At 62.5% G+C, this 11609-nt stretch carries 14 protein-coding genes; 6 read left to right on the top strand and 8 right to left on the bottom strand.

Translation table 11 applies throughout. The features are described from left to right. The first annotated feature begins 59 nt into the window (after positions 1–59). Together pmbA and ABDB87_RS09715 are read left to right on the top strand one after the other, a co-directional pair. Positions 60–1409, top strand: a complete 1350-nt coding sequence (pmbA, locus tag ABDB87_RS09720) for a metalloprotease PmbA (protein ID WP_345926421.1) — start codon at positions 60–62, stop codon at positions 1407–1409. Positions 1410–1487: 78 nt separating this feature from the next. Continuing rightward, on the top strand, positions 1488–2585 hold the full coding sequence (locus ABDB87_RS09715; protein ID WP_345926419.1) for a TRAP transporter substrate-binding protein: 1098 nt from the start codon (positions 1488–1490) through the stop codon (positions 2583–2585). A 49-nt stretch (positions 2586–2634) separates the two neighbouring features. Here the strand turns inward: ABDB87_RS09715 and ABDB87_RS09710 are convergent, their stop codons facing one another. Beyond that, entirely contained in the window at positions 2635–3519 is an 885-nt protein-coding gene (locus ABDB87_RS09710; protein WP_345926417.1) for a TraB/GumN family protein, read from the bottom strand. Between the two features lie 20 nt (positions 3520–3539). On the opposite strand from ABDB87_RS09710, the gene miaA reads away from it, so the two are divergent. Then, the gene (gene miaA / locus ABDB87_RS09705) at positions 3540–4493 is read left to right on the top strand and encodes a tRNA (adenosine(37)-N6)-dimethylallyltransferase MiaA (RefSeq protein WP_345926415.1); all 954 of its coding nucleotides are present in this window, start codon (positions 3540–3542) and stop codon (positions 4491–4493) included. Between the two features lie 3 nt (positions 4494–4496). Here the strand turns inward: miaA and ABDB87_RS09700 are convergent, their stop codons facing one another. The 3 genes from ABDB87_RS09700 to ABDB87_RS09690 form a co-directional block, all read right to left on the bottom strand. Next, the gene (locus ABDB87_RS09700; protein WP_345926413.1) at positions 4497–5420 is read right to left on the bottom strand and encodes a CobD/CbiB family protein; all 924 of its coding nucleotides are present in this window, start codon (positions 5418–5420) and stop codon (positions 4497–4499) included. 108 nt (positions 5421–5528) lie between these two features. Continuing rightward, positions 5529–6119 carry a CoA pyrophosphatase gene (locus tag ABDB87_RS09695; RefSeq protein WP_345926411.1) on the bottom strand — a complete coding sequence of 197 codons (591 nt, stop codon included), beginning with the start codon at positions 6117–6119 and terminating at the stop codon, positions 5529–5531. 8 nt (positions 6120–6127) lie between these two features. Continuing rightward, positions 6128–6727 (bottom strand): retropepsin-like aspartic protease family protein, encoded by a 600-nt coding sequence (locus tag ABDB87_RS09690; protein WP_345926409.1) that lies wholly within the window; start codon positions 6725–6727, stop codon positions 6128–6130. A gap of 79 nt (positions 6728–6806) precedes the next feature. Between ABDB87_RS09690 and ABDB87_RS09685 the strand changes: the two genes are divergently transcribed. Together ABDB87_RS09685 and ABDB87_RS09680 are read left to right on the top strand one after the other, a co-directional pair. Beyond that, positions 6807–7532: a type 1 glutamine amidotransferase gene (locus ABDB87_RS09685; protein ID WP_345926407.1), complete on the top strand. Its 726-nt coding sequence runs from the start codon at positions 6807–6809 to the stop codon at positions 7530–7532. A gap of 51 nt (positions 7533–7583) precedes the next feature. Continuing rightward, positions 7584–8051: an OmpA family protein gene (locus ABDB87_RS09680; protein WP_345926405.1), complete on the top strand. Its 468-nt coding sequence runs from the start codon at positions 7584–7586 to the stop codon at positions 8049–8051. A 23-nt stretch (positions 8052–8074) separates the two neighbouring features. Here ABDB87_RS09680 and rnhA read toward each other — a convergent pair whose 3' ends face one another. Both rnhA and ABDB87_RS09670 read right to left on the bottom strand, forming a co-directional pair. Continuing rightward, complete coding sequence (rnhA, locus tag ABDB87_RS09675; protein ID WP_345926403.1) at positions 8075–8536, bottom strand: ribonuclease HI; 462 nt, start codon at positions 8534–8536, stop codon at positions 8075–8077. 23 nt (positions 8537–8559) lie between these two features. Next, positions 8560–9315 carry a methyltransferase domain-containing protein gene (locus ABDB87_RS09670; RefSeq protein ID WP_345926401.1) on the bottom strand — a complete coding sequence of 252 codons (756 nt, stop codon included), beginning with the start codon at positions 9313–9315 and terminating at the stop codon, positions 8560–8562. A 25-nt stretch (positions 9316–9340) separates the two neighbouring features. On the opposite strand from ABDB87_RS09670, the gene gloB reads away from it, so the two are divergent. Further along, the gene (gene gloB / locus ABDB87_RS09665) at positions 9341–10114 is read left to right on the top strand and encodes a hydroxyacylglutathione hydrolase (RefSeq protein ID WP_345926399.1); all 774 of its coding nucleotides are present in this window, start codon (positions 9341–9343) and stop codon (positions 10112–10114) included. A gap of 15 nt (positions 10115–10129) precedes the next feature. Here the strand turns inward: gloB and ABDB87_RS09660 are convergent, their stop codons facing one another. Next, positions 10130–10540, bottom strand: a complete 411-nt coding sequence (locus ABDB87_RS09660) for a response regulator (protein ID WP_345926398.1) — start codon at positions 10538–10540, stop codon at positions 10130–10132. Next, positions 10537–11487, bottom strand: coding sequence for a GGDEF domain-containing response regulator (locus ABDB87_RS09655; protein WP_345926397.1), 951 nt, complete (start codon positions 11485–11487; stop codon positions 10537–10539). Before ABDB87_RS09655 ends, ABDB87_RS09660 begins: the two co-directional genes overlap by 4 nt. Between the last annotated feature and the right edge of the window lie 122 nt (positions 11488–11609).

Here is an 11609-nt window from a genome sequence, read left to right as displayed (position 1 = left end):
GCGCCTGCAAGGGCTTTAAACGATAAGATTATAGCCCCACGCGTCAAGGCACCCGATTCATGTCCAGGAAGAACAACGGTTTCAGCTATTCCCAAACCCAGCTGGGTGACCTCGCCCAGGAGATCCTCTCCTACGCGGCCTCGCGCGGCGCGACGGCCTGCGAGACGGACATTTCGGAAGGCTTCGGGCAGTCCGTCTCTGTGCGATGCGGCAATGTAGACACCATCGAGTACAACCGGGACAAGGGCATTGGCGTGACGGTCTATCTTGGCCAGCAGCGCGGGCATGCCAGCTCATCCGATTTTTCGCGCGCAGCCTTGCGCGCAACGGTCGACGCCGCGCTGTCGATCGCACGTTTCACCGCACCGGACCCCGCCGCCGGCCTCGCCGACAAGGCTCTGCTGTGGAAAGGCAAGCGCAGCAAGCTCGACCTGCATCATCCCTGGAAAATCGATACCGACGCTGCAACCCTCATCGCCCGTGAATGTGAAGCTGCCGCATTTGCCGTCAGCCCTGAAATCCGGAACTCGGATGGCGCCAATGTGTATGTGCAGGAATCCCAGTTCATGGCAGCCAACAGCCTCGGTTTCCGTGCGGGCTTTGCCACCTCCCGGCACTCGATATCGGTTGGAGTGATCGCCGGTGAGGGCGACGACATGCAGACGGGGGACTGGTACAGTTCCATGCGCGACCCCGCCATGCTTGCCTCGCCGGCCAGCATCGGCGACTACGCCGCCCGCCGCGCGCTCTCACGCCTGGGCTCCCGTCGGATCAAGACCTGCAAGGTTCCCGTCATCTTCGAGGCGCCCCAGGCCTGCGGCCTGCTCGGCAGTTTTGTCCAGGCAGTCAGTGGCGGCAGCCTGTACCGCAAATCAAGCTTCCTGCTCGATGCGCTCGGCAAGCAGGTCTTTTCTGCCGGCATTCACATCGATGAGCTGCCACACATCCCCAAGGCGCTCGGCAGCACGCCCTTCGATGACGAAGGCGTCGCAACCAGAGACCGCGCGGTCGTCAGCGACGGCGTGCTGGAAGGCTATTTCCTCGGCAGCTATTCCGCACGCAAGCTGGGCATGCAGACCACCGGAAACGCCGGTGGCTGTCACAACCTGATTGTCCGTCCCGGCAGCAAAAGCCTGCCCGAACTCGCGCGCGAAATCGGTCGCGGGCTGCTGGTCACCGAGTTGCTGGGTCAGGGTGTGAATTACGTGACCGGCGACTACTCGCGCGGCGCTGCGGGCTACTGGATCGAGAACGGCGAGATTTCCTACCCCGTCAATGAAATCACGATTGCAGGCAATCTGCGTGACATGTTCCGCAACATCACCGCACTGGGCAATGACACCATCATTCGCGGCGGAAAACAATGCCCCTCGCTTGTGATCGGCCGGATGACCATTGCGGGGAGCTGAGGGTTTTCCCCGTTTCGCGGGGAATGGCGGTGCTTTGATAATCGGGGCGCCGGATTTCATAAATACAGGGAGACACCCATGGTTGAACGTCGTTCGTTCCTGAAGCACGCTGGCGCCGGACTGGCCGCTGGTGCGCTTGCCGCACCCGCCATCGCCCAGTCTTCGTCGCTGCCGACGATCAAGTGGAAGCTTGCATCGAGTTTCCCGAAAAGTCTCGACACGCTCTTCAACGCGATCGAATCCGTCTCGCGTGAGGTCAAGGCGGCCACCGGAGGCAAGTTCGAAATCCAGCTCTTTGCTGCCGGAGAAATTGTTCCCAGTGCTGCCGTGCTGGATGCCGTCAAGGACGGAACGGTCGACATGGGCCAATCCGCAAGCTACTACTACGTCGGCAAGGATCCGACCTTCGCATTCGACTGTGCAGTGCCCTTCGGCCTCAACAGCCGCCAGCAGTCCGCCTGGATGTGGGCCGGTGGCGGGCTGGAACTCATGCGTGAGCTCTTCAAGAGCTACAACATCTACAACATCCCCTGCGGCAACACCGGCGTGCAGATGGGCGGCTGGTTCCGCAAGGAAATAAAGACCGTCGCCGACATGAAAGGCCTCAAGATGCGTATCGCGGGCATCGCGGGTCAGGTGATGGGCAAGCTGGGTGTCGTAGGTCAGCAAATGGGCGCCGCCGACATTTACCCGGCTCTCGAGAAAGGCACGATCGACGCAGTCGAATGGGTCGGTCCGTATGACGATGAAAAGCTCGGCTTCAACCGCGTCGCGAAGTACTACTACTACCCGGGATTCTGGGAGGCCGGCCCGCAATTGTCGATCTACGTGAATCTCAAGAAATGGGCCGAACTGCCCAAGGAGTATCAGCAGATCCTCGAAAATGCCTGCGCCAATGCTCACGTCCAGATGCAGGCCGACTATGACGTCAAGAACGTCGTCGCGCTGCGTCGTCTGGTGGCGGGCGGAGCCCAGCTGCGCGAGTTTCCGAAGGACGTCATGGTGGCCGCCCAGAAGGCGACCTACGAGCTCTACGACGAATTCTCGGCCAAGTATCCGACCTTCAAGAAGGTCTACACGCAATGGAAGAAATTCCATGACGACCAGAATCTCTGGTTCCGTGTCGCCGAACGCGCCTATGACGCCTTCATCTACTCGCAGGGCACGCGGCGCTGACTTACGTCCAGCATTCAGCCTGGCTCCAACCCCGCTCCGGCGGGGTTTTTCATTCTCCGTCGCGCACCTGCACGACCTTGAAGCCCTGCTGCGCCAGAAGTGTCGGCACACCCGACTGACCAACCAGATGGGCCGCCCCGATGACAGCGAAGTATTTGCCACCGCGCTGCGCCCGGGCAACGATCGACCGGGCCATCTCATGATTGCGGTGAAGCAGCAATTCCTTCGACTGCTCGGAATCGTCAGGCAGGTCGTCCCTGACCATTCCGGCCAGTGACGCTGCATCCCCGGTTTTCCAGGCCTGCAGGAGATCTGCCAGCATGGCAGGCATTTTTCCCGATGCCACTTGCTCCAGCAAACGGTTCAAGGCTTCGATCTGCTCTGCATCGCTTCCTGAAGACAGGGCGCGAACCTGTCGATCGGCGCTCTCCAGTTCGATCAGCATCTTTCCCTGCTTCCGGCTGCGGGCCATCAGGCTCACATCGATACCGAGGCCGGCGTCGAAGCCCGCCTGGGCTGCGGCCTGAACGGAAATCACCAGACCCGCCATCCAGGGCCGGAAACCCTCTACCGCAGCGGCAGGCACGCCCAGACTGCCGAGCACGCCGGCGAGACGCTCACGCTCAGCAGGCTTCAGCATGCCTGACAAGGTTTTGCCTGGCGGAAGACGTCCTGCATCAAGAAGCCGCTGTCGGGATGCGCGCCGCTCGGCATCGAGCTCCACGATCAGGGCGTCACTCGCATCCAGCCGCGCCAGTACGCTCGGACTCAGCGGAAAACATGCTGCCGTGCAAACGTGTATCGAGCCGAACAGGTACACTGTCGAGCCCTTGCCTGAGACCTCCCAGAGCATGAGCGGGCTGCCGGCAAACGCCCTGCAGGCCAGCATGAGCAGGATCACGGCCAAGACCAGCCGCCTTACGATCAAGGGCATCTTTTTCTTTCGTTATTCCGATGACTGATTCCAGGCTGCGCGCCGTAATGCTGATGGGCCCGACCGCGAGCGGAAAGACCGCTGCTGCGCTGAGGCTTGCCGAAAAAATGCCGATCGAGATCATCAGCGTAGACTCTGCCCTCGTCTATCGGGACATGGACATTGGTACCGCCAAGCCCACGGCCAGCGAACAGGCCAGCTGCCCGCACCACCTCATCGACATCCTGAGCCCCGAGCAAAGCTACTCTGCCGCGCTGTTCGTGCAGGACACCACGAGACTCGTGACCTCGATCGCCGCACGTGGCCGGATCCCGGTGCTGGCTGGCGGCACGATGCTGTACTTCAAGGCGCTCATGGAGGGGCTCTCCGACCTGCCTCAGGCCGATGAAGGGCTGCGCCTGGAAATAGAAAGTCGTGCGGCTCGGGAAGGCTGGCCCGCGCTGCATGCCGAACTCGCAGCACTCGACCCGGAGGCTTCCGCACGGCTGAATCCCAATGATGCCCAACGCATCCAGCGAGCGCTGGAGATCGTACGGCTCACGGGACGCCCCCTGGCTGAGAGCTATGCCCGGCGGGAGGATACGCAGCCTGAATTCGACTGCCTGCCCATCGCCCTGCAACCCTCGGCCCGCCACGTTCTGCATGAACGGATCGCCCGGCGCTTCGATGCCATGCTGGAGGCGGGCCTTGTGGAGGAGGTCCGTCAGTTGCGCACGCGCTACCGGCTGGAAGTCACGATGACCTCGATGCGCTGTGTCGGATACCGGCAGGTGTGGGAGTATCTCGACGGGCTGAGCGATCTGGCGACGATGCGCGAAAAAGGGATTGCCGCCACACGGCAGCTCGCCAAACGACAAATCACCTGGCTCAGGCAATTCCGCGAGAACTGGTCCGGCTATGAGGAGTTCGACAGCCTGCAAGCAGGTTTCGAAGACCGTGTCGAAAGCTCGGTCCGCCGCTGGCTGACAGGCTGAAGCTCACGCAGCGATACGGCTCAGCCCCAGAACCACAAGGCCCAGCACACTGAGCACCAGCGTGCGACGAACAAGGCCGACGAAGCTCTGCAGATGCTCGACTTCGGCCTCATCCCCGGTTCCCAGCTCCGGACGATCCACGATTTCGCCGCTTTCCTGGATGGGCAAACCTACCCTCACTCCCAGAGCGCCGGCGCCTGCCGCGAGCAGGATGCCTTCATCGGGATCATGCCATTCGCCAGACTGCGTCCGCCAGCAATAGGCGGCGTCCTCGAAGTCGCCGACGATCGAGAACGCCGTCGCCGTCACTCTGGCCGGAAGCCACTCGATCACATGGAAGGCGCGACGCGCAAACCGGCCGAATTCGCCGATGTCCGGATCCGTCCGCTTGCCCCAGGTCGAGGCAAAGTAGTCCGCCATCCGGTACAGAACTGCACCGCTTGGACCAGGCAGCAGAACAAAGCACACGATGAGGGCGAATACCTGCCGGTGTGAGCCGACAATGCCCTGCTCCAGCGTGAGGCGAACGATCTCCTGGGTGCTGCTGCGGTCATGTTGATGGCCTCGCCATTCCCCGATCAGACGGCGCGCTTCCTGGAGTTCCTGGGCTCGCAATGCCGCATGGATCCGGGTGAAAAAATGGCTCGAATGGCGAAAGCCCATCGTGTAGTACAGCACGATGATGTTGAAGAGCAGTGCGGCAAGCGGATGTACCGCAAACAGGATGAAATACAGCACGGCTGACAGCAGCACCGGCGGCAGGATCATCAGGCACCACGCGGCGGTACCGTGTCGTGCCTGGCCGTCATTGAAACGGGATTCGAAGAAATCTCCGAGCGCAGCCAGAACCGGATAGAGATAGCGCGCCGCATTGAGGGGGCGAAACTGTTCAAGAACAAGAGTCAGGATGAGCGCGAGCAGGGTCATCAAAAAGCTCAGGGGCAACAGACACACGAACGGATTCAGGCCCCGGAAGATAGCACAAGGCCAGCCCTCCCCGCTTGGCCGTGTGGCGCCCGAGGCACAATTCGCAAGTCAGTCACCGGACCGGACAAACCCCGCCAGCATGTTGAGGATGCCGGCCGTAGCCCCCCAGATGAAACGCCCCCTGCAGGGCACGGCATGGACATGCCGAACCCCTCCCTGCCAGCAGATGCGGTGCTGCTGGTAGTTTTCGCGCTGGAGCACGAAGGCAAGTGGCACTTCGAAAATTTCGGCCACCTCGAACGGATCGGGAACAAAACACACATCGGGTTTCAGACTGCCCAGTACAGGCGTGATGCGAAATCCGCTCGGCGTAGAGAAGGCCGGCAGAACCTGCACAACCTCGATCATCCCGGCAGAGACGCCAACTTCCTCCGCGGTTTCGCGCAAGGCTGCCGCCGTGAGACTTTCGTCATCCTCCTCCAGTCGGCCTCCCGGAAAACTGATCTGCCCGGCATGGTGATGCAGATGTTCCGCCCGGCGAGTCAGCACCACATGCAACCCTGACGGACGCTCGATCAGCGGAACAAGCACTGCCGCCTCGATCAGCCCGGCATGGCTGGGCCACTCCTGCTTCCAGACCGAAGCGTCCTGCTCCTGCAGACGAGACCTGAGCACCTCAAGCGTGATGACCGGCGTCACGACAGCCCTCAATAGCGTTGGCGAAGAACCATCGTACTCCCGTCGCGCCGCATCTCCATACGGTTGAGCACGCTCATGCCGAGCAGCACAGCGGGCATTTCAACCTGCATCACCACACTGTCCACATCCTCAAGCTGGATGTCGCCGAGTGTCAGTTTGCGGATCCGCACCCGCCAGACCGGCACAACCCCGTTGGCAGTGGAGGCCATTCCCTGCTCGCCACGCCGGTAATCGATCCCGGCCGCCACCGCGGTGGCGGGCCCCATGGAAACCAGGGAGGCACCGGTATCCACCAGGAAACGCACGCTGCTGCCATTGATCGTGCCAATGGTGGAGAAATGCCCTCGCAGATCCGAGACGAGTGTGACCTCACGCGCGCTACTGGCGCGACTTGCCGCACTGACCGGCTGCCCGCCCAGCGTGAGGCGACTGCGCTGCCCGCTGATATCGATTTCGGCAGCATCGGCGGAGACGGAAACGAGCTGTACCGCACCCAGGCGCTGCCCGACCGCCAGCGTGCGGGGCGGACCACCGTCGACGACCAGCAAGGCCTTGCCCCCCAGAACGCCCGCGAGCACCACCTCCTGTGAATGAGCGGTATCACTCATGGCCAATCCGAGGCTGGCTAGAATGCTCAGAAATATCCGGTGCGCCCCTGCACTCAAATTCATCTCGTCTCCAGATCGAATGAAACCCGTCATCATTTTCCAGCACAGCCGCCTGGTCGGTCCCGGGCATTTTGCCAGCTTCCTGGATAGGCGTGAGATTCCCTGGCGGCTGGTCAGAACCGATCTTGGGGAAGCGATCCCCTCGTCATGCGCCGACAGTTCGGGCCTGTGCTTTCTGGGTGGAGAAATGAGCGTCAACGATCCGCTCCCCTGGATCGATCGGGAACTCGCACTGATCCGCGAAGCCCTTGCGAATGACATTCCGGTCATCGGCCATTGCCTGGGTGGCCAGTTGATGGCCAAGGCGTTGGGTGCCCGGGTCAGCAGCAATCCGGTCCGCGAAATAGGTTGGAACAGGGTTTATCGTGCTGCAACGCCGGCCGCCCACGCGTGGCTGGGAGAGCTGGGTGACTTCGACTGTTTCCACTGGCACGGAGAAACCTTCGCCCTCCCGGCGGGAGCCGAGCCCCTGCTCTCGAGCACGCACTGCGGCAATCAGGCCTTTGCGATCGGACCGCATCTGGGCATGCAATGCCATGTGGAAATGACGCCTGAGCTGATCGGACAATGGACAGAAGAATGGTCGGGTGAAACCGCAGTCATTGACGTACCCGGCAGTCCGGTGCAATCGGCTGAACTGATCCGCGCGGAGACCGCGAAAAAACTGCCCGCCATGCGGGTGGCGACCGAACGCCTCTACACACACTGGCTGGATCAGGTGATGCAGCGCGTGCAGCCAGCCTGAGTTGCGCGTATCCTGCCGCTGTTTTCCAATCCGTCAGCATCCGGAGACACCATGCAAGACGACGATGACATCGGTTTGAAGGTCGTGGCGATCCTGCTCGCCGCCATCATTTTTGCCTGCGTACTTGGCGTCGTGATGCTGGGCGTCGTGTCGAGCGGCAAGAGCCCGGCTCCGGTCATGGTCAATGGCGAGATCGTCCCCCAGGGGGAGCCCTTGGCCACCATCTATTTTGAATCGGGCAAGTCAGAGCTCCCCGACGAAGCCGGCGGGGCGATCCAGACCATCAAGGAAAAGGCTCAGACCAATCCGAAGAAGCTGATCCTGATTTCCGGCTTCCACGACCCGAGCGGAGATCCCGAGAAAAATGCGCTGCTTGCCAAGGCCAGGGCAGATGCGGTTCGCGAAGCGCTGATCGAGGCAGGTCTGCCGGAAGACCGGGTGCATCTGCGCAAGCCGGAAGTGGTGCCGGGCACCGAAGACATGCAGGAAGCCCGACGCGTCGACATCCGCCTGCAATAGGCCGGACACCGACGCGCAGCCTTTCAGGAGGGCAGGACGACCTGCCCCGTCTTGCGCACGGCTTCCACGCCCTGCCTCGCCAGCGCATCACAGCGCTCGTTCTCCACGTGCCCGTTGTGGCCGCGCACCCACACCCACTCCAGCGCATGCTGCGCAGCCGCCGCGTCCAGCCTGCGCCAGAGATCCTCGTTCTTGACCGGCTCCTTGCCGGCGGTTTTCCAGCCTCGCCGCTTCCAGCCCTGCAGCCACTCCGTCATGCCTTTCTGCACATACTGCGAATCGGTATAGACGCGCGCGGCCACCGGACGCTTGAGCGCCTCAAGCGCGCTGATTACGGCCAGCATCTCCATGCGATTATTGGTCGTCGAGGGCTCTCCGCCCCAGATTTCCTTTTCGGCCTTGCCGGCGCGCAGGATCGCTCCCCAGCCTCCCGGCCCCGGGTTGCCCGAACATGCGCCATCGGTAAAGATTTCAATCTGTTCCATTCAATCAGCCTGTAGAGAATCGGTCAGGAGAACACGTCACCCGCGCCGGTTTTGCCATGATGGTTCGCCGCAGGCACCATGGACTTCTTGCCCGCGCGCTGCATATCGCGCCAGTTGGGTGCAATCACCCTCATGCCCGGCACTTTCTTCACGGCGTGAAGCAGCGTTACCGCACCACCGAAAGGCCAGCAGTAGCGGCCAGTGCTTTCCATGAACGACCAGCGCCGAAGCCAGACCTCGCTCGACAAGGGCGGCGCAAAACAGCCTGAAGCGGCCGAGCGATGCTCGAAACCCAGCAGACTCAGCCAGTCTTTCAGCCGCAGCACGGAGAGGTACTGCCCGGTCCAGGGAAATTCGCCCATATGCCCGGACATCACTCGCCGCATGCCCCAGAGGCTCATCGGGTTGAACGTGCTGATGAGCACATGCCCCTCGGGCAGCAGGACGCGCTCCACTTCACGCAACACCTCATGCGGCCGGTTCACGAACTCCAGCACATGCGGCAACACGACCAGATCAAGGCTCTGCGATGCGAAGGGCAACTCGTGCTCACTGGCCAGAACGGAGGCGGCCGAGACACCGGCCACGGCCATGTCGGAGCACATGATGCGATTGGGCATGCGGTTTGCACGCAGGAAGTCGTGATTGCACATGCCGAACTGCACGGCATTGAAACCGAAGATATCGACAAGCTTGCGGTCGAAGGCCGCGTGCTCCCAGGCCAGAAGGTAACGCCCTCTCGCCGTTTCGAACCAGTCTCCCTGAGTGCGGTGAGACATCCTGAAGCCCCGTAGAATGCTGGTCATGAAAAATACTGAGCGGATTGTTCCCGTTTCCGCCCTGCGGGACAACTATATCTGGGCCCTCTGCGAAGGCCGCTACTGCGTCGTGGTGGATCCAGGCGAAGCGGCGCCAGTACGCAACTTCCTCGCAGCCGAAGGGCTGCAGCTGAGCGCGATACTGCTCACCCACCGCCACGCGGATCATCAGGGCGGCGTGGCAGCCCTGCTTGCCGACGGCCAGGTGCCGGTCCATGGGCCACGATCACCCGACATGCCGCTCGTGACTCACCGCCATGAAGATGGCGCCAGCTTCAGCCTTGAGGGCTTCCCTGCACGCTTCGAGGTGCTTGCTGTGCCCGGGCACACCGAAGAGCACTTAGCCTATCTTCACGCCGGCCATCTTTTCTGCGGCGACACCTTGTTCGCTGCAGGCTGCGGACGCCTGCTCGGGGGCACAGCAACACAGTTGCATGCTTCCCTTGGGCGACTCGCCAGTCTGCCGGCAGAGACATTGATCCATTGCGCGCATGAGTACACGCTTTCCAACCTGGCATTTGCCCGAGCCGTAGAGCCGGACAACACCGCCCTTGTTTCGCGGGAAGCCCATTGCCGGGCATTGCGCGAGCAGAGTCGGCCCACCCTGCCTTCACGGCTGGCAGACGAGCTGGCGACCAACCCCTTCCTGCGCTGCACCGAGCCATCCGTACGCGCGGCACTCACCCAGCGGCTCGGTCGCGCGCCCGTCGACACACTGGAGGCCTTCAGCGAACTGCGCCGCTGGAAAGACGTCTTCTGAACACTCGGGCCCTGCTCAGGCACTGCCTCGCAGGGGCTTGCGCAGCGAAGCCTGCTCGATGGCCGCGACCACCTGGGCGCCATTGAAGGGCTTGACGAGATAGCCGCAGGCACCGCCCTGAATGGCCGCCTGAACCGTGTCGCGATCCGTTGCGCCGGTCACCATCAGGATCCGGACATCGGGAAACTCCGTCCGGATCTGCGGCAGGATGTCGAGTCCGCCCACATTGGGCATCATGACATCCAGACACACCACGGTGGGTGCCTGCTTGCGCACGAGCGCCAGACCACTATCTCCGTCCCGTGCCTCGCCGATCACGTTGATGCCTTCGGCGCGCAGGATCGAACGCAGCATCGCCCGCGTGGTGTCGTTGTCGTCAATGATCAGGACACTGATGTGTTCCAGCCGTCTGCCAGATCCGCTCATGTAAGTTCTCCGTCGGTGACCTGCACCTGATTCCGTCCGGCATGCTTGGCCCGGTAGAGCGCCCGGTCCGCCGCGGTAACAAGATCTTCAGTACTGCCTGCATCACGGCGCGGCAAGCTGCTGGCAACCCCGATACTCAGGGTGACACGTCCGTGAGCAGACCCCTCATGCCGCATGGCCAGTGCCTCGAGCTGCCCTGACAACGCCCGGGCCACGCGTCCCGCGCCATCCGCATCGGTGTCCGGCAGGATCAGCGCAAACTCCTCGCCACCATAACGTGCTGCAAGGTCAGCCGGGCGCCGGGCGCACTCGCGAAGCAGCCGGCCGATCTCCCTCAGGCAGGCATCCCCCGCCGGGTGACCGTAAAGATCGTTGTACTGCTTGAAGTGATCTACATCGCACATGATCAGCGAGAGCGGACTCGCCGCCCGCGCACCACGCGACCATTCCCGCCGCAGCACTTCGTCGAACTGGCGTCGGTTGGCCACGCCGGTCAGGCTGTCTTCCGAAGAGAGCCGGGTCAGCTCGCGGTTGGCCTCATCCAGCCTGCGGGTCAGCACCACCAGCGAATGCCGCATCTGGGTCATCCGCTGCATGGCGCGAACCTTGGTCTGCAGGATGATCTCGGAGACCGGGGTGACCAGAAAGTCGTCGCCGCCGACGGCAATGCCGCGGGCCAGATCATCGTCTCCGGTGCGTGCGGTCAGGAACAGGATGGGCGTCCATTCGCCATCGCGCTCGAGCTGGCGCATGCGCTTGGCGGTCTCGTAACCATCCAGCCCCGGCATGGCCACATCAAGCAGCACCAGGTCAGGTCGATGTGCCTTGAAGAGTTCGATACCACCCAGTCCGTCTGCGGCGCACAGAGGTTCGATCCCCATCTTGCGCAGGCGTTGTGCCAGCAGCGTGGAGCTTGTCAATGTGTCGTCGATTACCAGCGCTTTCATCGTTTTTCGCCGTTCGGGACGGAGTAGTGTCCGGAGCTTGCGACCGGAAAGCATCGCTGCCGACCGTGCGAACCCGTCAGGCCAGGCGCTGGATCGCGACCCGGACCGCAGGAATATCGGCT

This window comes from Uliginosibacterium paludis (assembly GCF_039631355.1).
GTDB lineage: Bacteria > Pseudomonadota > Gammaproteobacteria > Burkholderiales > Rhodocyclaceae > Uliginosibacterium > Uliginosibacterium paludis.
Note: the sequence above shows the minus strand (reverse complement) of the source record. Positions and strands in the feature narration are given on the sequence as shown.

Bases quoted from the DNA above. Each gene is read 5' to 3' on its own strand.
- ABDB87_RS09670 (WP_345926401.1), bottom strand. From the start codon at position 9,315: ATGTCTCACCGCACTCAGGGAGACTGGTTCGAAACGGCGAGAGGGCGT.
- pmbA (WP_345926421.1), top strand. From the start codon at position 60: ATGTCCAGGAAGAACAACGGTTTCAGCTATTCCCAAACCCAGCTGGGT.
- ABDB87_RS09700 (WP_345926413.1), bottom strand. From the start codon at position 5,420: ATGACCCTGCTCGCGCTCATCCTGACTCTTGTTCTTGAACAGTTTCGC.
- ABDB87_RS09715 (WP_345926419.1), top strand. From the start codon at position 1,488: ATGGTTGAACGTCGTTCGTTCCTGAAGCACGCTGGCGCCGGACTGGCC.
- rnhA (WP_345926403.1), bottom strand. From the start codon at position 8,536: ATGGAACAGATTGAAATCTTTACCGATGGCGCATGTTCGGGCAACCCG.
- ABDB87_RS09710 (WP_345926417.1), bottom strand. From the start codon at position 3,519: ATGCCCTTGATCGTAAGGCGGCTGGTCTTGGCCGTGATCCTGCTCATG.
- ABDB87_RS09660 (WP_345926398.1), bottom strand. From the start codon at position 10,540: ATGAGCGGATCTGGCAGACGGCTGGAACACATCAGTGTCCTGATCATT.
- miaA (WP_345926415.1), top strand. From the start codon at position 3,540: ATGACTGATTCCAGGCTGCGCGCCGTAATGCTGATGGGCCCGACCGCG.
- ABDB87_RS09685 (WP_345926407.1), top strand. From the start codon at position 6,807: ATGAAACCCGTCATCATTTTCCAGCACAGCCGCCTGGTCGGTCCCGGG.
- gloB (WP_345926399.1), top strand. From the start codon at position 9,341: ATGAAAAATACTGAGCGGATTGTTCCCGTTTCCGCCCTGCGGGACAAC.
- ABDB87_RS09680 (WP_345926405.1), top strand. From the start codon at position 7,584: ATGCAAGACGACGATGACATCGGTTTGAAGGTCGTGGCGATCCTGCTC.
- ABDB87_RS09655 (WP_345926397.1), bottom strand. From the start codon at position 11,487: ATGAAAGCGCTGGTAATCGACGACACATTGACAAGCTCCACGCTGCTG.
- ABDB87_RS09690 (WP_345926409.1), bottom strand. From the start codon at position 6,727: ATGAGTGATACCGCTCATTCACAGGAGGTGGTGCTCGCGGGCGTTCTG.